This is a genomic window from Aeromonas sp. 604443, from assembly GCF_049170315.1.
In the GTDB taxonomy this organism is placed as follows: domain Bacteria; phylum Pseudomonadota; class Gammaproteobacteria; order Enterobacterales; family Aeromonadaceae; genus Aeromonas; species Aeromonas veronii_A.
In genome coordinates this window covers 496,624-521,010 of record NZ_JAAKMI010000001.1, presented here as the reverse complement: position 1 = coordinate 521,010, position 24,387 = coordinate 496,624, and the positions used below count along the sequence as shown (strand labels likewise).

At 58.7% G+C, this 24,387-nt stretch carries 23 protein-coding genes; 15 read left to right on the top strand and 8 right to left on the bottom strand.

Features of this window, described 5'->3' with window-relative positions; genetic code table 11:
- Window positions 1-194: 194 nt before the first annotated feature.
- The 7 genes from G5380_RS02160 (at window position 195) to G5380_RS02130 (ending at window position 6,493) form a co-directional block, all read left to right on the top strand.
- On the top strand, window positions 195-1,367 hold the full coding sequence (locus G5380_RS02160; RefSeq protein WP_337678373.1) for a phage tail sheath protein: 1,173 nt from the start codon (window positions 195-197) through the stop codon (window positions 1,365-1,367).
- A 9-nt stretch (window positions 1,368-1,376) separates the two neighbouring features.
- Entirely contained in the window at window positions 1,377-1,895 is a 519-nt protein-coding gene (locus tag G5380_RS02155; RefSeq protein ID WP_013723888.1) for a phage major tail tube protein, read from the top strand.
- 77 nt (window positions 1,896-1,972) lie between these two features.
- Window positions 1,973-2,257 carry a phage tail assembly protein gene (locus tag G5380_RS02150; protein WP_019445430.1) on the top strand — a complete coding sequence of 95 codons (285 nt, stop codon included), beginning with the start codon at window positions 1,973-1,975 and terminating at the stop codon, window positions 2,255-2,257.
- An 8-nt stretch (window positions 2,258-2,265) separates the two neighbouring features.
- Window positions 2,266-2,397: a GpE family phage tail protein gene (locus G5380_RS02145; RefSeq protein ID WP_421352296.1), complete on the top strand. Its 132-nt coding sequence runs from the start codon at window positions 2,266-2,268 to the stop codon at window positions 2,395-2,397.
- Entirely contained in the window at window positions 2,394-4,829 is a 2,436-nt protein-coding gene (locus G5380_RS02140) for a phage tail tape measure protein (protein ID WP_421352295.1), read from the top strand. The genes G5380_RS02145 and G5380_RS02140 overlap by 4 nt, the downstream gene beginning before the upstream one ends.
- Before the next feature lie 12 nt (window positions 4,830-4,841).
- Entirely contained in the window at window positions 4,842-5,333 is a 492-nt protein-coding gene (locus G5380_RS02135; protein WP_421352294.1) for a phage tail protein, read from the top strand.
- Entirely contained in the window at window positions 5,333-6,493 is a 1,161-nt protein-coding gene (locus G5380_RS02130; RefSeq protein ID WP_421352293.1) for a phage late control D family protein, read from the top strand. The genes G5380_RS02135 and G5380_RS02130 overlap by 1 nt, the downstream gene beginning before the upstream one ends.
- Before the next feature lie 125 nt (window positions 6,494-6,618).
- On the opposite strand, the gene rplT is transcribed toward G5380_RS02130, so the two are convergent.
- The 5 genes from rplT to G5380_RS02105 all read right to left on the bottom strand — a co-directional run bounded on the left by rplT (window position 6,619) and on the right by G5380_RS02105 (window position 10,576).
- On the bottom strand, window positions 6,619-6,975 hold the full coding sequence (gene rplT / locus G5380_RS02125) for a 50S ribosomal protein L20 (protein ID WP_005300683.1): 357 nt from the start codon (window positions 6,973-6,975) through the stop codon (window positions 6,619-6,621).
- 15 nt (window positions 6,976-6,990) lie between these two features.
- Entirely contained in the window at window positions 6,991-7,188 is a 198-nt protein-coding gene (rpmI, locus tag G5380_RS02120; protein ID WP_005300673.1) for a 50S ribosomal protein L35, read from the bottom strand.
- Window positions 7,189-7,274: 86 nt separating this feature from the next.
- Entirely contained in the window at window positions 7,275-7,805 is a 531-nt protein-coding gene (infC, locus tag G5380_RS02115; RefSeq protein WP_234923365.1) for a translation initiation factor IF-3, read from the bottom strand.
- 21 nt (window positions 7,806-7,826) lie between these two features.
- Window positions 7,827-9,755, bottom strand: coding sequence for a threonine--tRNA ligase (gene thrS, locus G5380_RS02110; protein ID WP_005336690.1), 1,929 nt, complete (start codon window positions 9,753-9,755; stop codon window positions 7,827-7,829).
- 233 nt (window positions 9,756-9,988) lie between these two features.
- Window positions 9,989-10,576, bottom strand: coding sequence for a tetratricopeptide repeat protein (locus tag G5380_RS02105; protein WP_184233683.1), 588 nt, complete (start codon window positions 10,574-10,576; stop codon window positions 9,989-9,991).
- 173 nt (window positions 10,577-10,749) lie between these two features.
- Here G5380_RS02105 and G5380_RS02100 point away from each other — a divergent pair, with 173 nt between their 5' ends.
- Window positions 10,750-11,805: a PA0069 family radical SAM protein gene (locus tag G5380_RS02100; RefSeq protein WP_005336693.1), complete on the top strand. Its 1,056-nt coding sequence runs from the start codon at window positions 10,750-10,752 to the stop codon at window positions 11,803-11,805.
- 179 nt (window positions 11,806-11,984) lie between these two features.
- Here G5380_RS02100 and G5380_RS02095 read toward each other — a convergent pair whose 3' ends face one another.
- Window positions 11,985-12,140 carry a hypothetical protein gene (locus G5380_RS02095; RefSeq protein ID WP_005345370.1) on the bottom strand — a complete coding sequence of 52 codons (156 nt, stop codon included), beginning with the start codon at window positions 12,138-12,140 and terminating at the stop codon, window positions 11,985-11,987.
- Between the two features lie 262 nt (window positions 12,141-12,402).
- On the opposite strand from G5380_RS02095, the gene G5380_RS02090 reads away from it, so the two are divergent.
- Window positions 12,403-13,800, top strand: a complete 1,398-nt coding sequence (locus tag G5380_RS02090; RefSeq protein WP_421209059.1) for an alpha-amylase family protein — start codon at window positions 12,403-12,405, stop codon at window positions 13,798-13,800.
- Between the two features lie 107 nt (window positions 13,801-13,907).
- Here G5380_RS02090 and gyrA read toward each other — a convergent pair whose 3' ends face one another.
- Window positions 13,908-16,655: a DNA topoisomerase (ATP-hydrolyzing) subunit A gene (gene gyrA / locus G5380_RS02085; RefSeq protein WP_216962815.1), complete on the bottom strand. Its 2,748-nt coding sequence runs from the start codon at window positions 16,653-16,655 to the stop codon at window positions 13,908-13,910.
- A gap of 198 nt (window positions 16,656-16,853) precedes the next feature.
- Here gyrA and ubiG point away from each other — a divergent pair, with 198 nt between their 5' ends.
- The 5 genes from ubiG to yfaE all read left to right on the top strand — a co-directional run bounded on the left by ubiG (window position 16,854) and on the right by yfaE (window position 22,690).
- Window positions 16,854-17,570, top strand: a complete 717-nt coding sequence (ubiG, locus tag G5380_RS02080; RefSeq protein ID WP_005352120.1) for a bifunctional 2-polyprenyl-6-hydroxyphenol methylase/3-demethylubiquinol 3-O-methyltransferase UbiG — start codon at window positions 16,854-16,856, stop codon at window positions 17,568-17,570.
- A complete protein-coding gene (locus G5380_RS02075; RefSeq protein ID WP_421209061.1) occupies window positions 17,570-18,265 on the top strand; it encodes an HAD family hydrolase in 696 nt (231 codons plus the stop codon). Before ubiG ends, G5380_RS02075 begins: the two co-directional genes overlap by 1 nt.
- A gap of 623 nt (window positions 18,266-18,888) precedes the next feature.
- Window positions 18,889-21,156 (top strand): class 1a ribonucleoside-diphosphate reductase subunit alpha, encoded by a 2,268-nt coding sequence (gene nrdA / locus G5380_RS02070; RefSeq protein WP_005345365.1) that lies wholly within the window; start codon window positions 18,889-18,891, stop codon window positions 21,154-21,156.
- Window positions 21,157-21,236: 80 nt separating this feature from the next.
- The gene (nrdB, locus tag G5380_RS02065) at window positions 21,237-22,370 is read left to right on the top strand and encodes a class Ia ribonucleoside-diphosphate reductase subunit beta (protein WP_216953550.1); all 1,134 of its coding nucleotides are present in this window, start codon (window positions 21,237-21,239) and stop codon (window positions 22,368-22,370) included.
- Window positions 22,367-22,690: a class I ribonucleotide reductase maintenance protein YfaE gene (yfaE, locus tag G5380_RS02060; RefSeq protein WP_421249835.1), complete on the top strand. Its 324-nt coding sequence runs from the start codon at window positions 22,367-22,369 to the stop codon at window positions 22,688-22,690. Before nrdB ends, yfaE begins: the two co-directional genes overlap by 4 nt.
- A 118-nt stretch (window positions 22,691-22,808) precedes the next feature.
- Here the strand turns inward: yfaE and mltA are convergent, their stop codons facing one another.
- Window positions 22,809-23,960 (bottom strand): murein transglycosylase A, encoded by a 1,152-nt coding sequence (mltA, locus tag G5380_RS02055; RefSeq protein WP_216953549.1) that lies wholly within the window; start codon window positions 23,958-23,960, stop codon window positions 22,809-22,811.
- 149 nt (window positions 23,961-24,109) lie between these two features.
- Between mltA and G5380_RS02050 the strand changes: the two genes are divergently transcribed.
- Window positions 24,110-24,361 carry a DUF1289 domain-containing protein gene (locus G5380_RS02050; RefSeq protein ID WP_216953548.1) on the top strand — a complete coding sequence of 84 codons (252 nt, stop codon included), beginning with the start codon at window positions 24,110-24,112 and terminating at the stop codon, window positions 24,359-24,361.
- Window positions 24,362-24,387 lie beyond the last annotated feature (26 nt).

Below are 24,387 nucleotides of genomic sequence, written 5' to 3'. Positions count from 1 at the left end.
ACCCCGCCTTGTGCGGGGTGTTTCGTTACTGCCGTCCGTTACCCCGTTGTCACCGCCCATCCAGTGTATCCACGCCAGATACACTGGCCGCCGCTCGCCTGCGATCCCCTGCCCCTGCATCCTGACCCTGTTCACATCACCTGCATTACCTGCGCAAAGAATGCTCCGTCCGGACAACAGGAGAACCTATGGCACTGGACCAATTCCACCACGGCGTGCGCGTCGTCGAAGCGACCGAGGGTACCCGTACCATCCGCACCGTCGCCACGGCGGTGATCGGCATGGTCTGCACCAGCGAAGACGCCGACGCCACCTACTTCCCCCTCGACAAGCCTGTGCTGATCGCCAACCTGCCAGCGGCCATCGCCAAAGCAGGCAGCGAGGGGAATCTCAAGCGCTCGCTGCAAACCATCTATGACACCGTCAACACCATCGTTATCGCCGTGCGCGTGGCCAAGGGGGCGGACGCGGCAGCCCTGACCAGCAACATCATCGGCACCATCAAGCCCGATGGCAGCTATACCGGCCTCAAGGCACTTGAGCGGGCCACCCCGGCCACCGGCGTCAAGCCGCGCATCCTCTGCGTGCCGGACAACTGCACCCTGCCGGTATCCACTGCGCTGGCGGGCATGGCCAAGAAGCTGCGCGCCTTTGCCTACGTGCCGACCATCGCCGAGACCGTCGAAGCCGCGCTGGCCTACCGTGAAAACTTCTCCAGCCGTGAGCTGATGCTGGTGCATGCCGACTGGACCGCGTGGGACGTTGCCGCCAATGCCAGCATCAAGCTTGATGCCTGCCTCAAGGCCGCCGCCATGCGGGCACTGATCGACAAAGAGATTGGCTGGCACAAGACCCTATCGAACGTCGGCGTGACCGGGGTCGATGGCATCACCAAAAACCTGTTCTGGGATCTGCAAGACCCCGACACCGAGGTCGGCTTGCTCAACGCCAACGAAGTCACCGCCCTGATCCGCTCTGACGGCTTTCGCTACTGGGGCAACCGCACCTGCTCAGACGATCCCCTGTTCGCCTTCGAGAACTACACCCGCACCGCCCAGATCTTGGCTGACACCATGGCCGAGGCGCACATGTGGGCCAACGACAAGCCGCTGCACCCTTCCCTGGTCAAAGACATCGTCGAGGGGATCAAGGCCAAGGGGCGCGAGCTGGTGAACGGCGGATATTTGCTCGGGTTTGACTGCTGGTACAACGAGGAGCTCAACGACAAGGACACCCTCAAGGCGGGCAAACTGCGCATTGATTACAACTACACCCCGGTGCCGCCGCTCGAAGACCTCGGTTTCATCCAGCGCATCACCGACCACTACCTGATCGACTTCGGCGCCCGCGTCGCGGCCGCAGCATAAGGAGCCACCATGGCACTGCCACGCAAACTCAAACGCCTGAACGTCTTTCTCAACGGCGAGAACTGGGTGGGTGAAGCGGAAGATTTCACCCCGGCCAAATTGACCCGCAAGTTTGAAGCCTATCGCGGCGGCGGCATGGGCGGCGCCGTCAACATCGATATGGGATTCGATGACAGCGCCCTCGATGTCTCGTTCACCTTCGGCGGCTATGGTGAGCCCCTGCTGCGCTGCATGGGGGAACCCAAGGCCGACGGCACCATGGTGCGCTTTGCCGGCTCGGTGCAGGGCGACGACACCGCCGAGGTGGTACCCGTCGAGATCATCTGCCGTGGCCGCTTCAAGGAGCTCGACCGTGGCACCCTCAAGGCCGGTGACAACTCCCAGGCCAAGGTCGGCATGGTCAACACCTACTACAAGGAGACCATCAACGGTCAGGTGATCCATGAAATCGACCTCATCAACATGATTGAGATCGGCCCCGATGGCGTCGACCGCATGGCCGAGCACCGCAAAGCCCTCGGCCTCTAACCCCTTCCCTCATCCAATGGGCGGTCCTTATCCAACCAATAAGTGCCGCCCTCACCGCATCACCAGGAACCGACACCATGGAAAACAAAACCGTTACCCTCGACCAAGCCATTCAGCGCGGCGACACCACCCTCACCGAGATCCAGCTGCGCAAACCCAAGGCGGGTGAAATGCGCGGCCTCAATATGACCGATGTGGTGCAGATGGACGTCAACGCCCTCACCAAACTGCTGCCCCGCATTACCACCCCCATGTTGACCGAAGCCGAGATCGGCAACATGGATCCGGCTGACCTGATGCAACTGGGCAGCGAGGTAAGCGCTTTTTTGGTACCGAAGAGAATGGCCTACCTCATTGCGTAGACGAGGTGATGGCCGATCTGGCCATCATCGCCCACTGGCCGCCGTCCGAGATGGTGGTCATGGAGATCAGCGAGCTGATGGGCTGGCACCAACGCCTCGTTGAGACTCACAACCGCATCAACGGGGCAGAGCAACAATGAACCCACTCAAACTGCAAATCCTGCTGGGGGCGGTCGACAAGCTGACCGCCCCCCTCAAGGCAGCCAGCGGCCAGAGCCGCATCACCGCCAAAGACCTGGTCGACACGAAAAAGCGCATCAAGGAGCTGGAAACCCAGAGCGGCCAGATTGATGGCTATCGCACCCTCGGCCAGCAGATTGGCGCAACCCGCGCCCAGCTGACCCAAGCCCAGCGCGACGCCCAGCAGATGGCCCAACAATTCGCCAAGGTCGAGCAACCGACCAAGGCCATGACCCGCGCCATGGAGCAAGCCAAGCAGAAGGTGCGCGACCTCTCCCAGCAAGAGCGGGAAATGGTCGCCCGTCACGGCAGCCTGAAACGGGCCATGGGCGAGGCAGGCATCAACACCAAACAGCTGGGCCAGCACCAGCGCCAGCTCAAGAGTGATCTCGCCGCCGCCAACAGCCAGCTCGACCAGCAACGGGCCAAGCTGGGGCAACTGGCCGACCAGCAAAAGCGCCTCAACCAGATCAAATCCAACTACGACAAAACCATGTCGATGCGCGGCACCCTGGCGGGCTATGGCGCCGCAGGCATGGCCACCGGGGCCGCCGCCATCTACAAGGGTACCAATATTGCGGGCAAGGCGATGGGCTTTGATGTCGATATGTCCAAGGTGCAAGCGATCACCCGGCTGAGCAAAGAGAGCAGCGAACTGGCCGCCCTGCGGGCTCAGGCGCGGGAGCTCGGCGCCAATACCGCCTTCACGGCGGGCGAAGCGGCGCAGGGCCAGGGCTTTCTGGCCATGGCCGGTTTCACCCCCAAGGCAATCCGTGACGCCATGCCAGGGGTGCTCGATATCGCCAAGGCGGGAGGCGTTGAGATTGCCGCTGCCGCCGATATCGGCTCCAACATCCTGACCGGCTTCAAGCTGCCAGCCAACCAGATGACTCGCTTGGGGGATGTGATGGTCGGCACCTTCACCCGCGCCAACGTCGACTTGCAGATGCTGGGCGAAACCATGAAATACGTGGGGCCGGTGGCGGCAGGGCTCGGGGTCAACCTTGAAACCACCTCTGCCATGGCGGGCAAGCTGGGGGATGCGGGTATTCAGGGCAGCATGGGCGGGACTGCCATCCGCGCCATTCTCGGCCGTTTGGCTTCTCCGCCCAAGGCGGCGAACGATGCGTTGGCCGCCCTCAACGTCAAGACCGCCGATGCGGCGGGCAACCTGCGCTCGCTGCCAGATATCCTGGACGAGCTCTACAAGAAAACCAGCAAGATGGGGGACGCCACCCGCTCGAGCTACTTCAAGGCCATCGCCGGCGAAGAGGCATTTGCTGCCCTGACCGTGCTGACCGAGCAGGCCGGTTCCGGCAAGCTGCAGGAGCTGATCGCCACCTTGAAGCAAACCCAGGGGGAAGCGGGCAAGGTCGCCAAGGTGATGGCCGATAACGCCATCGGCGACCTGGACAACCTCACCTCCGCCTGGGATGACGTAGGGATCCAGATGATGGAGACCGAAAACGGCCCACTGCGCGGCATTATCCAGCGCGTCACCGAGATCATCCAGGTCACTGGCGACTGGATGCGGGCCAACCCAGAGCTCACCTCGACCCTGACCCGTATTGCGGCAGTCACCGCCGTAGCGGCTGCCGCTGGCGGGTCGCTGCTGCTGATTGTGGCCGGTCTGCTGGGGCCACTGGCTGCCATCAAGATGGGGCTTTCAACCCTGCTGGTTTATGGCGGCCCGCTGCTGACCTTCATCAAGGCGCTGACCATGGGCATGGTCAGGCTCGGGATTGCCATGCTTACCACCCCGATCGGCTGGTTCATCATGGGGATTGTGGCAATCGCGGCCGGGGCCTACCTGCTCTACAAACATTGGGATGGGGTCACCAAGTGGTTCAGCGACCTATGGGCCCAGTGTAAGACCCCTGCTCTCGCCTTCTGGGAACTCCTGAAAGAGCTCTTTTCATGGACCCCCATCGGCATGCTGATCATGCACTGGAACGAGATCTGGGCCTTCTTCGATACCCTGCCAGCAGGGGCCGCCAACAAGGGTAAGGCCATCATCGACGGCCTGATTGGCGGCATCAGTGCCAAGTGGGAGAGTTTGAAGAACAAGATCAAAGCCCTCACCGACCTGCTGCCGGACTGGATGAAGGGGGGCGGCTCGGTCACCGCCAACGTCAATCCGTCCGGCTACCTCACCGGCAACTACAACACCCCGACCATGGCGGGCGGTTCGGGTTACGGCCCGCGCATTGTCACCCCGGTGCGGCCTGTGGCCAGAGCCAACAGCCCCACCCAGATACACGCCCCGATCAGTATCACCCAGCAGCCGGGACAATCAGCCACCGATGTGGCGCAAGAAGTTCGCCGCGAACTGGACCGACGCGAACGGCAGGCAGCTGCCAGTGGCCGTGCCTCCCTGACCGACCGTAATTAAGGAGCAACCACCATGATGATGACTCTGGGCTGGTTCGTGTTTATGCGCTCGACCGTGGCCCCGCAATCTCAACAAGACGAAAAATCATGGCGCCACCCGGGCAATAACCGGGTCGGCGCCCGCCCCTCATATCAGTACCTCGGGCCAGATGACGAGCTCAGTCACTTAAGCGGGGTGCTCTATCCAGAGCTCACCGGCGGCCCTGTCTCCCTCGACATGCTCAATAGCATGGGCGACAGCGGCCAAGCCTTCCCCTTAATCCAAGGGGATGGCGTGATGCGCGGTTCGTTCGTGATAGAGGGGATCAGCACCACCCGCAGCGAGTTCTTCCAGGATGGCAGCGCCAGAAAAATCGAGTTCAGCATCAAGCTGAAACGGGTCGATGACAACGACAGCTCCCTCGGCAATACCCTGCTCGGCCACACCGCGGGCAACCTTCTCGGTCGATTGGGCGTCGGCAAGCTGCTGAACACCGTAGGCGGTAAAGTCGGGGGGCTGCTCTGATGGGGGCATTCGACCAGTTCGGTACCCGCTTGGCTGAAAACCTTGGTATCACCAGCCAGCTGGATGCCCTGAGCCAGCAGCATCCGGCACCCGCCTATCAGGTGCGGGTCGATGGCAGCGATATCTCGGGCACCCTACGCCCGCGCCTGATGCACATGACCATCACCGATAACCGGGGCTTTTCGGCCGATACCATCGAGATCGCCCTCGATGACAGCGATGGCAAGCTGGCCATGCCGCGCCGTGGGGCCACCCTCCAAGCCAGCATCGGGTGGCAAGGCGGCCCCCTGGTCGATAAAGGCACCTTCAAAATTGACGAGGTGGAACACGGCGGCGCACCGGATTTACTCACCCTCCGGGGTAAGTCGGCAGACCTGCGCGGGGGCATGAATAAACTGCGCGAGCACAGCTGGCATTTCGAAACCATCGGCGCCATCGTCGAGCAGCTTGCCGCCCGCTATGGCCTGACACCAAGCGTTGGCGACGCCTTCAAGGGGATGGTGATCGACCACATCGACCAGACCAACGAGAGCGATCTGGCCTTTCTCACCCGCTTGGCCACCGAGCAGGATGCCATCGCCACCGTCAAATCTGGCCGCCTGATGTTCATCAAGGCGGGCAACGGCACCACCGCCAGCGGCAAGCCACTCCCTGCCATCACTATCACCCGTCAAGACGGCGATCAGCACCAGTTCTCGGTGGCAGACCGCGATGCATACACCGGTGTCATCGCCTACTGGCAAGACAACAAGGCCGCCGAGAAGAAGAAAATCGAGGTGAAGCGCAAGCGGAAGACCAAACCGAAAGAGGAAAGGCCGCTACCGCCGGGCGTGGTGGTCAACAAGAAGGAGAACGAGCTGCTGGTTGGCGACAGTGAGAACGTCAAGGAACTGCGCCACGTTTACGCCAGCCAGAGCAACGCAATGAGGGCCGCGCGGGCTGAATGGGAAAAGCTGCAGCGAGGCGTGGCTGAGTTTCAGATCACCCTGGCCAAAGGCCGACCCGAGCTCTACCCGGAACAACCCACCACGGTCAGGGGATTCAAACCGCAAATCGACGAGGCCGAATGGCTACTCACCCAGGTCGTTCACGACCTCACCGACCAGGGCTACACCAACCGCTTGCAACTCGAAGTGAAACTGGCAGAGCTGCCGGAGTGACCACATAGATAAAAAAGCGTGGACAGAATGTGGACATAAGAAATGAAAAACTGATGCAAAACAGATGGTTATAGATACAAAAAAGGAGGCCTAAGCCTCCTTTATTTTTTATAACAGTGCTGGAATTAGACCAGAGCTGCTTTAGCTTTTTCAACCAGGGCGGTGAAAGCCAGCTTGTCGTGAACGGCGATATCGGACAGGATCTTGCGATCGATCTCGATAGAAGCCTTCTTCAGACCGTTGATCAGACGGCTGTAGGACAGACCGTTCTGACGGGCAGCAGCGTTGATACGCGCAATCCACAGCTGACGGAATTGACGCTTTTTCTGGCGACGGTCACGGTAGGCATACTGACCAGCTTTGGTTACCGCTTGTACCGCTACGCGGTAAACACGGGAACGGGCGCCGTAGTAACCCTTGGCGGCTTTCATTACTTTCTTGTGACGAGCACGAGCAGTCACACCACGTTTAACTCTTGGCATTTTTCACATCCCCCCTTATGCGTACGGCAGACAAGCGACAACACGTTTGTGGTCGGCAGCGGAAACAAAGAACTTCGGTCCCAGCTGACGCTTACGCTTACTGCTCTTCTTGGTCAGGATGTGACGCAGGTGGTTGTGCTTGCACTTGAAGCGACCTGAGCCAGTCTTCTTGAAGCGCTTTGCGGCGCCCCGGTTGGTTTTCATCTTCGGCATTTCATACTCCGCATTGTGAGTGACAACAAAATCGCAAGGCGAACCGACTCATGGAGCGAGCCCCATGATTCAATTTCTTGTGGGCCTTAAGATTTCTTCTTAGGTGCGAGGACCATCACAGCTTGACGGCCTTCGACTTTCGGGAACGATTCGACTACGGCCAACTCTTCCAGATCGTTCTTGACGCGCTCAAGAACCTTGATACCAAGATCCTGGTGTGCCATTTCACGACCACGGAAGCGCAGGGTGACCTTAGCCTTGTCCCCGTCTTCCAGAAAGCGAACCAGGTTGCGTAGTTTTACCTGATAGTCGCCTTCGTCAGTGCCAGGACGGAATTTGATCTCCTTGACCTGGACGACTTTCTGCTTTTTCTTCTGTTCTTTGGTGGTTTTGCTCTTTTCGTAGAGGAATTTGCCGTAATCCATGATCCGGCAAACGGGCGGCTCGGCGTTCGGACTGATCTCGACCAGATCCACTTCGGCCTCTGCGGCCAAGTTCAGTGCTTCCTGGATAGATACGATGCCAAGAGCTTCGCCATCCAGACCAGCCAAACGAACTTCTTTCAGACGGATCTCTTCATTGATCCGGTGAGCGCGGGCTTGCGGTTGCTTGCCCAGTTTTTTTCCGCCTTTTATAGCTTATTCCTCCACTTTCTTTTGTCCGCGGGTCTGAACTTCCTGGGTCAGCAGAGCGATGAACTCTTCAACAGGATAAGTGCCCAGGTCAGCCCCTTTACGAGTCCGTACTGCAATCTTACCGGCTTCAACTTCTTTATCGCCGCAGACCAGCATGAAAGGTACTCGCTTCAAAGTATGCTCGCGGATTTTAAAGCCAATCTTCTCATTTCTCAAGTCCGCTTTTGCGCGAAGGCCCGCATCATTCAATGCTTTGGCTACTTTCACCGCATAATCGGCCTGATTGTCCGTGATATTCATGACCACAGCCTGAGTCGGAGCCAACCAGGTCGGGAACAGACCGGCGTACTCTTCAGTCAGAATACCGATGAAGCGCTCGATAGAACCCAAGATGGCCCGGTGGATCATCACAGGTACATGGCGATCGTTGTTTTCGCCCACATAAGTGGCACCCAGACGACCAGGCAGGGCAAAGTCGAGCTGCACGGTACCACATTGCCACGCACGATCAAGGCAATCGTGCAGGGTAAATTCAATTTTTGGACCGTAGAACGCCCCTTCACCCGGCTGCAAATCGTACTTCAGACCGTTGAGCTCCAGCGCTTCGGCCAGCGCTTTCTCGGCGCGATCCCACATCTCGTCAGAGCCGATACGCTGCTCGGGACGAGTGGATAGCTTGACCACGATGTTCTCGAAGCCAAAGGTACCGTAGACGTCATAGACCATACGAATACAGCCGGAGACCTCTTCCATGATCTGCTCTTCGGTACAGAAGATGTGAGCGTCATCCTGAGTGAAACCGCGCACCCGCATCAGACCGTGCAGGGAACCGGACGGCTCGTTGCGGTGGCAGGAACCAAACTCGGCCATACGCAGCGGCAGATCGCGGTAGGACTTCAGACCCTGGTTGAAAATCTGGACGTGACCCGGGCAGTTCATCGGCTTGATGGCGTACTCGCGGTTTTCGGACTGGGTGGTGAACATGGCCTGGGCATACTTCTCCCAGTGACCTGAACGCTCCCACAGGACGCGGTCCATCATGAACGGACCTTTCACTTCCTGATAGTCGTACTCTTTGAGCTTGCCGCGGATAAAGGTTTCCAGCTCACGGAAGATGGTCCAGCCATCGTTGTGCCAGAACACCATACCGGGTGCTTCTTCCTGCATGTGATACAGGTCGAGCTGCTTGCCGATCTTGCGGTGGTCGCGCTTGGCGGCCTCTTCCAGACGCTGCAGATAGGCCTTGAGTTGCTTCTTGTCAGCCCAGGCGGTACCGTAGATACGCTGCAGCATCTTGTTGTTGGAGTCGCCACGCCAGTAGGCGCCGGACATCTTCAGCAACTTGAAGTGGTGGCAGTGACGCATGTTGGGAACGTGCGGGCCGCGACACATGTCAATGTACTCTTCGTGATGATAGAGACCTGGCTGGTCATCACGGGCAATGTTCTGATCCAGGATTTCGACTTTGTAAGACTCGCCGCGCGCCTCGAATACATCGCGCGCTTCTTGCCAAGAGACTTTCTTCTTGATGACGTCGTAATCCTTGGCTACCAGCGCCAGCATGCGCTCTTCCAGGGCAGCCAGATCTTCATCGGTCAAGGTACGGTCAAGATCAACGTCATAGTAGAAGCCGTTGTCGATGACAGGACCGATGGCCATCTTGGTCTGGGGCCAAAGTTGCTTGATAGCATGACCCAGCAAGTGGGCGCAGGAGTGGCGCAGGATGTCCAGACCTTCTTCGTCTTTGGCAGTGATGATGGCCAGCGCTGCATCGGCTTCGATCAGCTCGCACGCATCCACCAGTTCACCGTTTACCCGACCGGCAATGCACGCCTTGGCGAGACCGGGACCGATGTCCGCAGCCACATCCATGACGGAAACAGAGTGGGCAAATTGACGTTGGCTGCCGTCAGGCAGAGTAATGATTGGCATTATGTGTTTCCTTATACAGTGGTGACCCCTACCAAAGGTCACATGCGGGATGGAAAAGAGATTCAAAAAGGTGATGTTCTGGTTCTCCACAGCACTTTGCGAAGACGGCCTGACACGCAAACAGCATGTCTAACATGACAAACCAAGCCAAAACGGCCCCCATGCTACCAGAAGTCGGGCGTGCTGTATCGGATTTGCAGATATTTTCTACAGTCAAATGAGTCGCCTGCCGACTATTCACCAAGCAGGGATTGCCAGTTGAAGTCAAAGTCACTGCTCCCCTCCTCGGCCAGCGCCAGCTCTTGCAGCACCTGAAGCGCCAGCTTGTTGCCCTTTTGTGCCGCCTGATAGAGCCACTGCTTCGCCTGAGGCAGATCGACCCTGCCGCTGACCCCCATCAGATGAAGGACGCCGACTTTCAGCATGGCCGGGACATCACCATTGCGGGCAGCCTGATCCATCCAGTGAAAGGCTTGGCGCAGATCTCGCTTGACCCCAACACCGCGCAGATAGAGCTCTGCCAGCCGATATTGGCCGAAGGGATCCCCTGCCTGCGCCGACTGGCGATAGAGGCTGATGGCCTGATGGATATCCTGCTCGCTCCCCTGCCCCACCTCATGACTCCAGCCCATCAGGGCTTGCGCCCGAGGTTGGCCTTGATCGGCCAGTGGCGACCAGATCCGGGTCGCCTCATCGAAGTGACCGGTACGCCAGGCACGGTTGGCGGCAGCCATCTCCTGCTCGGTGGAGAGCGGAAGCAGACGCCAGATAACCAGCGCAAGCAGACCGATAAACAGCCAGCGGGAAGTGGTGGGTCTCATGATGATTTCCGTGATCCAGTTCTCATTTTGTCTATGTAAACGAAATGTAGCGCCGCGATCAAGCTAGAGATCCCCACGAAAACCCTTTTTGCACCCGGTCGACCAGCAGTTGTTGTCATTTATCCGGGGTACCTGCAAAATAACTGTATGTATAAACAGTGTCGGTGCACACCATGGCAGGACGAGGCAGCCCCAACAATATCGATCACCGTTTTAGCGGCCCCCTTGTCGAAGCGGTCGATGACGGCTGGCAATCGTCCGATTGGGATGCCGCCTTCACTTCTTCTGTGCCTGGCACCGAGGTGCGGGAGATCGATGCACGCAGTATCATCAGCTACAACAGCTCGCCGGATGTCCCCTTTGGTCGCTCCATCAACCCCTATCAGGGGTGCGAACACGGCTGCATCTACTGCTATGCCAGACCCAGTCACGCCTATCTGGAACTCTCCCCTGGTCTTGATTTCGAGAGCAAGCTGTTTGCTAAACGCAATGCAGCCGATCTGCTGCGTCGGGAGTTTGCCAAACCGGCCTATCAGCCACAGACCATCTTCATTGGCGCCAATACCGACCCCTATCAACCCATCGAGCAGCGCTATCGCCTCACCCGGCAGTTGCTGGAAGTGATGCTGGCCCACCGCCATCCGGTCGGACTCATTACCAAGAGCGCCATGATCTTGCGCGACCTCGATCTGTTGACCGAGCTGGCCAGAGAGGGACTGTGTCAGGTTATGGTATCGGTGACGACCTTGAACGAAACCCTGCGGCGACAGCTGGAGCCCCGCGCCAGCACGGGCACCGGCCGCTTGAAAGTGATCGAAAAGCTGGCCAACGCTGGTATACAGGTGGGGGTATTGGCCGCCCCCATGATCCCGCGGCTCAATGAGCCGGAGCTGGAGCAGATCATCAAATCGGCTGCCGAGGCTGGCGCCAGCTGCGCCGATTACATTCTGCTGCGCCTGCCCCACGAGCTGGCGCCGCTATTTGGTGACTGGCTCGATACCCACTATCCGGGCCAGAAGGAGGCTATTTTGAATCAGTTGCGAGCCAGCCGCGGTGGCGGGCTCAACAGTACCGCCTTCGGTACCCGCATGCGCGGTGAGGGGCACTTTGCCGATCTGCTGGCCCAGCGCTTTCGCCTTATCAGCAAACGACTTGATCTGGGCAAACGCCATATTCAGCTCAGGCTGGATGGGTTTATCCGCCCCGGGGAGCAGCTGTCGCTCTTCTAATCCCCCTGCTCACGCCCTTCACGCATCAGGCACAGAGCCCTTGCCTGCCAAGAGGTCGAGAGGAAGATATGCCGCGATACATCCTGTGGAAAACCCGCTTTCCTAATTTTCCAAATTGGCCAACGAAGTAGCCATGTCGCCACAAGATCGCGCAATCCGGTAAAGGCTGTGTTAGCGCCTTAGCCTGCGCGCTGATCCCGACCCTGCTGCACCATTTCAACCGGTAGTCGCGAGGGTTCATGAGCCACTTCGTGCTCATCCTCTTCATACAGCGGCACCTCTGACTCGCCCCATACCCGGCTCCACCAAATTTCCCACGTGATCCAACTGGTCATATGCAGCTCCTGACGGTGAAGGTGATGGCAACAACGCACCACTCGCCTGGCAGGATAGCGGCTGGGAATGACAGGGAAATGACAAAAAAATCACTTGTAAAAAGGCAACTGGCGGTGGCGAGGAAAAGCCGAAACAGTTCACATATTCGGCGAAATCATACTGAAAGCGGTCACAAATCTGCAGGTTGTTGATTGCAGCTCACTCTGTTCCCGCCAAAGCTGAGTTGCCCATTCAGGCATCTATAAAAACAGGGACACAATAATGAAACACACAGCGGGAATATGGGCGATCGCAGGCATGCTGATCGCCCCCTTGGCGCACGCCGACGTCATACTGCACGCCTTCAACTGGAAGTACAGTGAAGTGACCGCCAAAGCCGATCTTATCAAGTCAGCCGGTTACAAACAGGTACTCATCTCACCACCTCTCAAGTCATCAGGCAACGAGTGGTGGGCTCGTTACCAGCCGCAGGATCTGCGTCTTGTCGACTCCCCTCTTGGCAACAAGCAGGATCTCGAGCAGCTGATCGCCGCCATGAAGGCGCGAGGTATCGCCGTCTATGCCGATGTGGTGCTCAACCACATGGCCAACGAAAGCTGGAAACGCAGCGATCTCAACTATCCCGGCAACGAGCTGCTGCAAAGCTACGCCAGCAACCCGGCCTATTTCGAGCGCCAGAAACTGTTTGGCGATCTCGGGCAAAACTTCCTCTCCGGTCAGGATTTTCATCCCGAAGGGTGCATTAGCGACTGGAGCGATCCGGGTCATGTCCAGTATTGGCGACTCTGTGGTGGTGCCGGTGACAAGGGGCTGCCGGATCTGGATCCCAACAACTGGGTAGTGAGCCAGCAACAGGCCTATCTCAAGGCGCTTAAGGGGATGGGGATCAAGGGTTTTCGGGTCGATGCGGTCAAACACATGAGCGATTACCAGATCAATGCCGTGTTCACCCCCGAGATCAAACAGGGGATGCATGTCTTTGGCGAGGTGATCACCACAGGGGGCGCAGGCAGCACCGATTACGAGCGCTTCCTCAAACCCTACCTCGACAGCAGCGGCCAGGGAGCCTATGACTTTCCGCTGTTTGCCTCCCTGCGCGGTGCCTTCAGTTACGGTGGCAGCATGAACCTGCTGGCGGATCCGGGCGCCTATGGTCAGGCGCTACCGGGCAGTCGTGCCGTCACCTTTGCCGTGACCCACGACATCCCCACCAACGACGGCTTCCGCTATCAGATCCTGAGCCAGACTGACGAGAAGCTGGCCTATGCCTACCTGCTCGGCCGCGATGGTGGCTCGCCACTGGTCTATTCGGATCACGGCGAAACCCAGGCCAAGGATGGACTGCGCTGGCAGGATTACTACCAGCGCGCCGATCTCAAGGAGATGATCCGCTTCCACAATACGGTGCAGGGTCAACCCATGCAGCTGATCGGCAGCGGTGACTGCTTCGTGCTGTTCAAACGGGGCAAACAGGGGCTGGTCGGCATAAACAAATGCGACTATGAGCAGGAGTATTGGCTCGATACCGCCAAGTTCGAGATGAACTGGTATCGCAACTATCGTGACGTGCTCGACCAAGGTGCCGTGGTCAATGTGCAGAGCCAGTGGTTACGGGTCGCCATTCCCGCCCGCAGCGCCAGAATGTGGCTGCAGGAGTGAGCCTGCCGTAAGAGCAGCGTAGAGTCATAAAATGCAAATAAATAAAAAGAGCGACCACCTGGGTCGCTCTTTTTGATCAGAGACGTTGCTCGGGTAACTGGTGACGATTACTCGTCGCCCGCTTCCCCAGCATCGACCGCATCAGTGCCGGTCACGGTATCGGTACCTTCAGATACCTCACCGTCAACGGCCAAAGCGTCGTTCTCGTCTTCGTCGCTCTCGGCGATACGCTGCAGGCCAACCACGGTCTCGTCTTCACCGGTACGGATCAGACGGACACCGCCGGTGTTACGGCCAATGACGCTCACCTCGGCAACACGGGTACGCACCAGGGTACCGCCGTTGGTGATCAGCATGATCTGGTCGGTATCTTCGACCTGGATCGCATCGATCACCTTGCCATTGCGCTCATCCACCTTGATGGAGATAACGCCTTGGGTACCACGGCTCTTGGTCGGGTATTCGGCCAACGCAGTCCGCTTGCCGTAACCGTTCTCGGTGGCGGTGAGGATGGCACCTTCGCCGCGCGGAACGATGAGGGAAACCACCTTGTCACCGGCGCCCAGCTTGATGCCACGGACACCGGCTGCGGTACGACCCATGGGACGCACACCCTTGAAGGTACCCTTGCTTTCGGTGCCTTCGCCGTTGTCGCTACCATCATCGTCGTTGCCGGCATCGTCGTCGGTTTCAACGTCATCGCTGACATCGGCATCAGCGCGACCGCTGCCTTCCGCGAAGCGAACGACTTTACCCGCATCGGAGAAGAGCATGATCTCGTTGCTGCCATCGGTGATATCCACCCCGATCAGCTCATCACCCTCTTTGAGGTTGATGGCGCGGATACCGGAGGAGAGCGGACGGCTGAAGTCAGAGAGGCTGGTCTTCTTCACGGTACCGTTGGCGGTGGCGAAGAAGACATACTTCTCGGCGTCATATTCCTTCACCGGCAGGATAGCGGTGATACGCTCACCCTCTTCCAGCGGCAGCAGGTTGATGATCGGACGACCACGGGCGCCACGGGATGCTTCCGGCAGCTGGTAAACCTTGAGCCAGTAGACCTTGCCACGGGTGGAGAAGCACAGAATGGTGTCGTGGGTGTTGGCCACCAGCAGACGCTCCACAAAGTCCTCTTCCTTGATCCGGGTGGCCGACTTGCCACGACCACCGCGGCGCTGGGCCTCGTAGTCGGAGAGCGGCTGATACTTCACATAGCCCTGGTGAGACAGGGTGACCACCACGTCTTCCGGGGTGATCAGATCTTCGATGTTGATCTCGGCACTGGACATGCTGATCTCGGTGCGACGCTCGTCGCCATACTGCTCGCGTACAGCCAGCAGTTCATCGCGGATCACTTCCATCAGACGAGCCGGGCTCGCCAGGATGTGCAGCAGCTCGGCGATCAGGTCCAGCAGAGATTGGTACTCTTCCAGGATCTTCTCGTGCTCAAGGCCGGTCAGCTTGTGCAGACGCAGGTCAAGGATGGCCTGGGCTTGTTGTTCGGTCAGGAAGTATTGACCTTCACGGATACCGAACTCGGGCTCCAGCCACTCTGGCCGTGCCGCGTCGTCGCCCGCTTTTTCCAGCATGGCGGCCACGTTGCCGAGTTCCCAGCCCTTGGCAACCAAGCCCGCTTTCGCGTCGGCCGGGGTCGCGCTGTGACGGATCAGCTCGATGATGGGATCAATGTTGGCCAGCGCAACCGCCAGACCTTCCAAAATGTGCGCCCGATCCCGCGCCTTGCGCAGTTCGAACACGGTCCGGCGAGTCACCACTTCACGGCGGTGCAGCAGGAACGCATCAAGGATCTCTTTAAGGTTCATCACCTTGGGCTGGTTGTTATCGAGCGCCACCATGTTGATGCCGAACGTGGTCTGCATCTGGGTGTGCTTGTAGAGATTGTTCAGCACAATCTCGCCGGACTCGCCGCGCTTGATCTCGATAACGATGCGCATGCCGTCTTTGTCAGACTCATCGCGCAGGGCACTGATGCCCTCTATCTTCTTCTCTTTGACCAGCTCGGCGATCTTCTCGATCAGTCGAGCCTTGTTCACCTGATAGGGGATCTCGTGAACGATGATGGTCTCGCGACTGGTCTTCTCGTCCACTTCCACTTCAGCTTTGGCCCGCACATAGATGGAGCCACGACCGGTACGGTACGCCTGCACGATGCCGGAACGACCGTTGATAATGCCGCCGGTGGGGAAATCCGGGCCGGTGATGTAGGTCATCAGCTCGTCAATGGTGAGGTCGCCGTTTTCGATCAGCGCCAGGCAGCCATTGACAATCTCGGTGAGATTGTGAGGCGGAATGTTGGTCGCCATGCCCACCGCGATACCGGAGGAGCCGTTGACCAGCAGGTTGGGAACCTTGGTAGGCATGACCGCCGGGATCATCTCGGTGCCGTCATAGTTCGGCACCCAGTCCACGGTCTCTTTGTCCAGATCAGCCAGCAGCTCGTGGGAGATGCGGGCCATCCGCACTTCGGTATAACGCATCGCCGCGGCGCTGTCGCCGTCGACCGAACCGAAGTTGCCCTGACCATCGACCAGCATGTAACGCATGGAGAAATCCTGCGCCATCCGGACAATGGTGTCATACACAGCGCTATCGCCGTGCGGGTGATATTTACCGATTACGTCACCGACCACACGGGCCGATTTTTTATAGGGCTTGTTCCAGTCGTTCCCCAACTCGTTCATAGCAAACAGAACGCGGCGGTGAACCGGTTTCAAGCCATCACGCACATCCGGCAGAGCTCGTCCTACGATCACGCTCATGGCGTAATCAAGATAGGAACTCTTGAGCTCTTCTTCGATGTTGACCGGCGTGATCTCTCTGGCCAGATCGCTCATAGAAAGCCTTATCCCTAATTAGTTGTTCTTTGGCTTAAACAGCGCGACATGGTAACACACTGAGCCAAATACCTTAAGCCACAAATCGGGTATCAGATCGGGCTGGTGTGACAAAGTCCGTCCGTTATAATGCCCGCCAGGACAATAGATTGCGCCCATGACTCAGAAGCGGGCGCCCTGCCACAGGATCTTCGAAAAATGAACAGTGATGCCAATGTCGATCTGACAGAAATCGCCAAGTTTGAAGCCATCGCCTCCCGCTGGTGGGACATGGAAGGTGAATTCAAACCCCTGCATCAAATCAATCCGGTACGCCTTGACTGGATCACCGACAAAAGTGGCGGTCTGTTTGGCAAGCGCATTCTCGATATCGGATGTGGCGGTGGCATTCTCTCCGAGAGCATGGCCCGCCGTGGTGCCAAGGTCACCGGCATCGACATGGGCAAGGAGCCCCTCGGCGTCGCCCGCTTGCACGCCCTGGAGCAGGGTGTCGAGCTCGAGTACCGCCAGATCACTGCCGAAGCCCATGCCGCCGAAGTGCCGGGCCAGTATGACGTGGTCACCTGCATGGAGATGCTGGAGCATGTGCCGGACCCCGCCTCCGTGCTGCGCGCCATCGCTACCCTGGTGCGCCCGGGCGGCCGGGTGTTTGTCTCCACCATCAACCGCAACCCCAAATCCTATCTGATGATGATCATCGGGGCCGAATACCTGATGAAGATGGTGCCCAAGGGTACCCACGATCACAAAAAATTCATCACCCCGGCCGAACTGTGTCGCATGGGGGAAGCGGCTGGCCTGCTGGTGCGGGACATGAGCGGCGTCCACTACGCCCCCCTCACCAACCAGTTCAAGCTCGGCAAAAATGTCGACGTCAACTATATGGTGGAGTTTGTCCGCCCGGAGCACGGTTGATGAGCGCCTCTCGCCCTCTTCCCCTGCGCGGTGTACTGTTCGATCTGGATGGCACCCTGCTCGACACAGCCCCGGATCTGGGGGCCGCCGTCAACCACGTGCTGATAAACGAAGGCTTTGCGCCGCTCTCTGACGATATTATTCGTCAGACCACCTCCCACGGAGCGCTCGGGCTGCTGAAAGCAGGCCTCGGCGACGAACTGCTTGAAGAGCTGGGGACCACGCGCCTGCGCAATGCCCTGCTCGACTACTACGCGGCCAATCTCTGCGTCGGTACCCGTCCCTATGAGGGAATGGTGGATCTTATCGAGTGGCTCGACGAGAAACAGCTACCTTGGGGTATCGTCACCAACAAGCCGGGCTTTCTCACCGAGCCACTGCTGGCAGCCCTGCCAGAGCTTGCCAGCTGCGGCGTCACTGTCAGCGCCGATACCCTGCCGGTACGCAAGCCCGACCCCGCCCCCATGTTCTTTGCCTGCGAGAAGCTGGGGGTCGAGGCGGCTCACTGCCTCTATGTGGGGGATCATGTGCGGGATATCGAAGCAGGCCGCAATGCTGGCATGCGCACCGCGGTCGCTGGTTGGGGGTATCTCAATGATGAGGAAGATCCCGCCCAGTGGGGCGCCGATCTGCACTTTGATACCGTGCAGGCCCTGCACCACTGGCTGCGCTATGAGTTGACGGCCAATGCGTAACGCGCAGCCTTACCGGCTGATATGCGATAACGGGGCGAAGAGACTCTCCGCCCCTTGCATCTCTTCCTTTACGCTTCCGCGACCTGCGCCACCATCACTCGTCTATTCATGGATAATAAAGGCAGCTTTCTGCCTGTTAGATACCCATTTGACAAGCTCGCAGCCGTCACAAAGCGGCCACAAACCACCCTCATCTGATGCAAAGCCCTTGCCACGCTGAGCCCGCGGCTGCGACAACTGGACAGCTTTTGACCCTTGTTGCATAAGGGATAATCAGCCGCCGTTTGCTAGTAAAAAGCCCCCCGTTTCGCAAGCAAAAAAAGTTATTTAAATTTTCCATCTTCGATCGGGAGGCTTGCATTTGACGAAGCGGACGAATGAAAACCCGCTCACTGTGAGCAACCACTAACAGAGACAACAACACCCACAATTTATCCACAGCAAGCCAGTTATCCACACATTGCAATGCGTAGCCGACCTCACTATCTTGTAGCTCGAACTTAAAATAACACTACATCTTGTGATTCATCGCACAATCTCTACCCAATACCTGCACATCGCCGGGGCCAGGGTGGTGTCATTGTGCGATGGTTTTTCGGGAATCAACTAAAGGTCATCAGCCAATGAACTTGTTTGTGACGAAGCGTAACGGACACAAAGAACCCATCGATCTGGATAAAATTCACCGCGTGCTGGACTGGGCCGCCGAGGGTCTCGACAACGTGTCGGTCTCCCAGGTAGAGCTCAAGTCCCACATCCAGTTCTATGACGGTATCCGTACCGCCGACATTCACGAAACCATCATCAAGGCGACGGCTGACCTCATCTCCGAGCAGACCCCGGACTACCAGTACATGGCAGCCCGTCTGGCCATCTTCCACCTGCGCAAGAAGGCCTACGGCCAGTTCGAACCGCCCCACCTCTACCAGCACGTGGCTCGTCTGGTCGACATGGGCAAGTACGACAAACACCTGCTGGAAGACTACACCCAGGCCGAATTCGAAGAGCTGAACGCGCACATGGATCACTGGCGCGACATGAACTTCTCCTACGCGGCGGTCAAGCAGCTGGAAGGCAAGTATCTGGTACAAAACCGCGTCACCGGCGAGATCTACGAGAGCCCGCAGTTCCTCTACATTCTGGTAGCGGCCTGCCTCTTCTCCAAGTATCCGAAGGATACCCGTCTGGACTACATCAAGCGCTTCTATGATGCGGTCTCGACCTTCAAGATCTCGCTGCCGACCCCGATCATGAGCGGCGTGCGCACCCCGACCCGTCAGTTCAGCTCCTGCGTACTGATCGAGTGCGACGACAGCCTGGACTCCATCAACGCCACCGCCAGCTCCATCGTGCGTTACGTTTCCCAGCGCGCCGGTATCGGCATCAACGCCGGTCGCATCCGCGGTCTGGGCAGCCCCATCCGTGGTGGCGAAGCGTTCCACACCGGTTGCATACCCTTCTACAAATACTTCCAGACTGCCGTGAAGTGCTGCTCCCAGGGCGGCGTGCGCGGCGGTGCGGCCACCCTGTTCTACCCGCTGTGGCACACCGAAGTGGAAAGCCTGCTGGTGCTGAAGAACAACCGCGGCGTGGAAGAGAACCGTGTTCGTCACATGGACTACGGCGTGCAGATCAACAAGCTGATGTACCAGCGCCTCATCAAGGGCGGTGACATCACACTGTTCTCCCCGTCCGATGCGCCGGGTCTGTACGACGCCTTCTTCGCCGATCAGGACAAGTTCGAAGAGCTCTACGTCAAGTACGAGCAGGATCCGGCCATTCGCAAGAAGACCCTGAAAGCGGTAGACCTCTTCTCCTTGATGATGCAAGAGCGTGCCGGTACCGGTCGCATCTACATCCAGAACGTGGATCACTGCAACACCCACAGCCCGTTCGACCCGAGCGTGGCGCCGGTACGCCAGTCCAACCTCTGCCTCGAGATTGCGCTGCCGACCAAGCCGCTCAACAACATCGACGACGAGAACGGCGAGATCGCTCTGTGCACCCTCTCTGCCTTCAACCTGGGTGCCATCGACAAACTGGAAGATCTGGAAGAGATGGCGGATCTGGCCGTGCGCGCCCTCGATGCCCTGCTCGACTATCAGGACTACCCGATTGCCGCCGCCAAGCGTGGCAGCATGGGTCGCCGTACTCTGGGTATCGGCGTCATCAACTACGCCTACTACCTGGCCAAGAACGGTGCCCGCTACTCTGATGGCTCCGGTCTGGCGCTGACTCACCGCACCTTCGAGGCGATCCAGTACTACCTGCTGAAAGCCTCCGTGCAGCTGGCCCGCGAATTCGGCCCCTGCCCGCTGTTTGGCGAGACCACCTATGCCCAGGGCATTCTGCCGATCGACACCTACAAGAAGGATCTGGATGCGCTGTGCAACGAGCCGCTGCATCTGGATTGGGAAAGCCTGCGCGAAGAGATCAAATCCGTGGGTCTGCGCAACTCCACCCTGACCGCCCTGATGCCGAGCGAGACCTCCAGCCAGATTTCCAACGCCACCAACGGTATCGAGCCGCCGCGCGGTTTGGTCTCGGTCAAGGCGTCCAAAGACGGCATTCTCAAACAGGTAGTGCCCGAGTATGATCGCCTGAAAGATCAATACGAACTGCTCTGGAAGCAACCGAGCGTTGACGGCTACCTGCAGCTGGTCGGTATCATGCAGAAGTTTGTGGATCAGGCGATCTCCGCCAACACCAACTACGATCCGGCCCGTTTCGAAGGCAACAAGGTGCCGATGAAGCAGCTGCTGAAGGACTTGCTGACCGCCTACAAATACGGCCTCAAGACCCTCTACTATCACAACACCCGTGATGGTGCAGACGACACCCAGACCGACCTGCAAGATGACGGTTGTGCTGGCGGGGCTTGCAAAATCTAAGTCACGGCAAGATCTGATAACCGGGCGGGAGCGACAAGCTCCCGCTCTCCTGTTTTCTCCATACAGACATTCTGGTAACCATGGCCTATTCAACTTTCTGCCAAACCCAAAACGACCAGCTCAAAGAGCCGATGTTTTTTGGCCAATCGGTCAACGTAGCCCGTTATGACCAGCAAAAGCACGAAGTGTTCGAGCGGCTGATCGAAAAGCAACTCTCCTTCTTCTGGCGCCCGGAAGAGGTGGATGTCTCCCGTGATCGCATCGACTATCAGGCCCTGCCCCCCCACGAGCAGCACATCTTCATCTCCAACCTGAAGTACCAGACCCTGCTGGACTCCATTCAGGGGCGCAGCCCCAACGTGGCACTGCTGCCGCTAGTCTCCATTCCGGAGCTGGAAACCTGGATTGAGACCTGGGCGTTCTCGGAGACCATCCACTCTCGCTCCTACACCCATATCATCCGCAATATCGTCAACACCCCCGCCCAGGTGTTCGACGACATCGTGACCAACGAGCAGATCCTGAAGCGCGCCGGCTCCATCAGCCACTTCTACGACGACCTGATCGAAGCGACCGCCCTCTACAACCTGCACGGTGAAGGTACCCACACCGTCGCGGGCCGCGAAGTGACCATCACATTGCGCGAGCTCAAGAAGAAGCTCTATCTCTGCCTGATGAGCGTCAACGCGCTGGAAGCGATCCGCTTCTACGTCAGCTTCGCCTGCTCCTTTGCCTTCGCCGAGCGCGAACTGATGGAAGGCAACGCCAAGATCATCAAGATGATCGCCCGCGATGAAGCGCTGCACCTGACCGGCACCCAGCACATGCTGAATCTGATGCGCAGCGGTCAGGACGACCCGGAGATGGCCGAGATCGCGCTGGAGTGCGAGCAAGCCTGTTTCGACCTGTTCAAAGAGGCCGCCATTCAAGAGAAAGAGTGGGCCGAGTATCTGTTCCAGGGCGGCTCCATGATCGGCCTGAACAAAGACATCCTCTGCCAGTATGTCGAGTACATCACAAACCTGCGGATGGCCGCGGTCGGCCTGCAGCCAGCCTTTGCCGGCACCAAGCAAAACCCGATCCCCTGGATCAACACCTGGCTGTCGTCCGATAACGTGCAGGTCGCCCCGCAAGAGGTGGAGGTCAGCTCCTATCTGGTGGGTCAGATCGACAGCGAAGTAAATGCCGATGACCTGGGTGATTTCGAGCTGTGAGTGACGCCACCAACACGCTGACCCCTGCCCCGCACGCTGCTGCCGAACAGCAGGCGGTCGTGGCACCACGGGTACATACCCGGGATGGTGCCGTGCTGCACGCCCATCCCGGCGAAAGTGTGTTGGAGACCCTGGAGCGCCATGGTCATCATGTGGAGTTCCAGTGTCGCAGCGGCTATTGCGGCGCCTGCCGCACTCCGCTGATGGCTGGCAAGGTGCACTACCCCAATGTGCCGCTGGCATTTGTCGCCCAGGGGGAGTGCCTCCCCTGCTGCTGCACACCGGTCGGCGCCATCCGGCTGGATATCCAGAAGAGCTGACGCAGCCACAGACTGGCAACTCGCACAAAATAGAAAGCCGCCGGAGCAATCCGGCGGCTTTTTTGTCTCTTCATCTTTGCTCGAGCGCCCGATGACAGACGCCCAAACCCTCAGAGTATTACAACCAGGGGGCAGCAGTCGGCCCGTGGTGCAGGCCCAGCTTCCAGACCCGGCCAAAGTGCTTGTAGTGACCGGCCGCGACACCTGCCTTCTCACCCATGCCGTGGTAGAGATCGAGGTGACCCTTCTTCACCGCCCCGCCCACATCCAGCGCAATCAACAAGCGCAGCTGGTGCTTGCCGGTCCAGTTGCCCTCTTTATCGAGCAAGGGAACTTCGGCCAGGATCGGGGTCCCCATCGGCAGCAGGGTCTTGTCGGCAGCGACGGCCGCCAGCGGCAGCAGCGGGATACCGGCGGCACCGATCACATCATTAGTCGGGCGACGCTCGAAGAAGACATAGGAGGGGTTCTGCTCTACCAGCTCCTTGACCCTGTGCTCAGGTTGCTGGTTGGCCCACTCCTTGATGGCCTTCATCGACATCTGCTCCTTGGGCACTTCACCGCGGTCAATCAGCACCCGGCCAATGCTCACATAGCCGTGGCCGTTCTTGCCGCTGTAACCCAGATATTGCAGCCTATCGTCGTCACCGTAGTGAACAAAGCCCGATCCCTGCACATCCATCAGGAAGTTGTCGATAAGGGATTTGCTGTAACCCAGCTCCAACCCGCGGTTGGCAAGGGCGCCCTGGTGGATCTGTGCCCGGGTCGGACAACGGCTGCCGCAGTTGGGCATGGCATAGATGGGGTACTTATACTCGGCATCCGGGCGGTGACGCACCTCCAGCACCGGCGAGTAGTAGCCGGTAAAGAGCACGTTGCCCATCCGATCCGCACCGCCCAGCTGGGCCAGGCTGATGCCGTAACGGGTGATGTCGGCCGGATTGCCGCCGTTCGCTACCCAGCGGGAGAGCAGACGATATAGTTCACCATAACGGCTCGCCATCCGCCCTGAACGCTGCATGACAATGCGACTCTGGGGGCCAAACTTGCTGTAATCGGCACTGGCACGACTGTTGACCCGCTCGACCCGCACCAGATCCCCCGGCAAGGTACCGTCCAGATACTGCTTGCCCAGATTTTCCGGCACCTCGCAGTTGAGAAAACATCTGTCATCAGTCTGTTTTTTTGGCACCTCTGCTTTGTCAGAGTTACCCGCACACCCGGCCAACCCCAGCACTATCGCGGTCAGCCAGAATCCGTGTTTGTTCATATGTCCTCATTTAACACCAAGAGTCCTGCTCGGCGGCAAGATGCCAAATTTGCAGGGGGAAAGCAAACGACATCAATCACTTGAAGAGAGATTTCTCCAAAGGGAGGATGCTGGGTTATAACAAAGTGACAGGATATGCGAGGTAATGGATGGAACAGCTCGAAATATTCCCGTTGCAGAGCCCCTGTATCGGGGTCTGCGAGGTGAACAACAAGGGCTATTGCAAAGGATGCCTGCGCAATCGCGAGGAGCGTTTCAACTGGCAGAAAATGAGCCCGGCCCAGCAACAGGATGTAATGCGTCTGTGTCGCGCCCGCAAGGCGCGGGTTGAGGCTGCGCGGCGCAAAGCGCTGGAAGGAGCGCAACCCCAGTTGCCAGAACAACAAGGCTGGGAGTTTTAACCACTCCCTATCTTCCCCTCACAGGT

Coding starts and splice junctions, on each gene's coding strand:
- G5380_RS02090 (WP_421209059.1), top strand. CDS start 12,403: ATGAAACACACAGCGGGAATATGGGCGATCGCAGGCATGCTGATCGCC.
- G5380_RS02155 (WP_013723888.1), top strand. CDS start 1,377: ATGGCACTGCCACGCAAACTCAAACGCCTGAACGTCTTTCTCAACGGC.
- nrdB (WP_216953550.1), top strand. CDS start 21,237: ATGGCCTATTCAACTTTCTGCCAAACCCAAAACGACCAGCTCAAAGAG.
- mltA (WP_216953549.1), bottom strand. CDS start 23,960: ATGAACAAACACGGATTCTGGCTGACCGCGATAGTGCTGGGGTTGGCC.
- G5380_RS02135 (WP_421352294.1), top strand. CDS start 4,842: ATGATGATGACTCTGGGCTGGTTCGTGTTTATGCGCTCGACCGTGGCC.
- thrS (WP_005336690.1), bottom strand. CDS start 9,755: ATGCCAATCATTACTCTGCCTGACGGCAGCCAACGTCAATTTGCCCAC.
- G5380_RS02145 (WP_421352296.1), top strand. CDS start 2,266: ATGGCCGATCTGGCCATCATCGCCCACTGGCCGCCGTCCGAGATGGTG.
- gyrA (WP_216962815.1), bottom strand. CDS start 16,655: ATGAGCGATCTGGCCAGAGAGATCACGCCGGTCAACATCGAAGAAGAG.
- rpmI (WP_005300673.1), bottom strand. CDS start 7,188: ATGCCGAAGATGAAAACCAACCGGGGCGCCGCAAAGCGCTTCAAGAAG.
- rplT (WP_005300683.1), bottom strand. CDS start 6,975: ATGCCAAGAGTTAAACGTGGTGTGACTGCTCGTGCTCGTCACAAGAAA.
- ubiG (WP_005352120.1), top strand. CDS start 16,854: ATGAACAGTGATGCCAATGTCGATCTGACAGAAATCGCCAAGTTTGAA.
- G5380_RS02050 (WP_216953548.1), top strand. CDS start 24,110: ATGGAACAGCTCGAAATATTCCCGTTGCAGAGCCCCTGTATCGGGGTC.
- G5380_RS02075 (WP_421209061.1), top strand. CDS start 17,570: ATGAGCGCCTCTCGCCCTCTTCCCCTGCGCGGTGTACTGTTCGATCTG.
- G5380_RS02150 (WP_019445430.1), top strand. CDS start 1,973: ATGGAAAACAAAACCGTTACCCTCGACCAAGCCATTCAGCGCGGCGAC.
- nrdA (WP_005345365.1), top strand. CDS start 18,889: ATGAACTTGTTTGTGACGAAGCGTAACGGACACAAAGAACCCATCGAT.
- G5380_RS02140 (WP_421352295.1), top strand. CDS start 2,394: ATGAACCCACTCAAACTGCAAATCCTGCTGGGGGCGGTCGACAAGCTG.
- G5380_RS02105 (WP_184233683.1), bottom strand. CDS start 10,576: ATGAGACCCACCACTTCCCGCTGGCTGTTTATCGGTCTGCTTGCGCTG.
- G5380_RS02100 (WP_005336693.1), top strand. CDS start 10,750: ATGGCAGGACGAGGCAGCCCCAACAATATCGATCACCGTTTTAGCGGC.
- G5380_RS02095 (WP_005345370.1), bottom strand. CDS start 12,140: ATGACCAGTTGGATCACGTGGGAAATTTGGTGGAGCCGGGTATGGGGC.
- G5380_RS02130 (WP_421352293.1), top strand. CDS start 5,333: ATGGGGGCATTCGACCAGTTCGGTACCCGCTTGGCTGAAAACCTTGGT.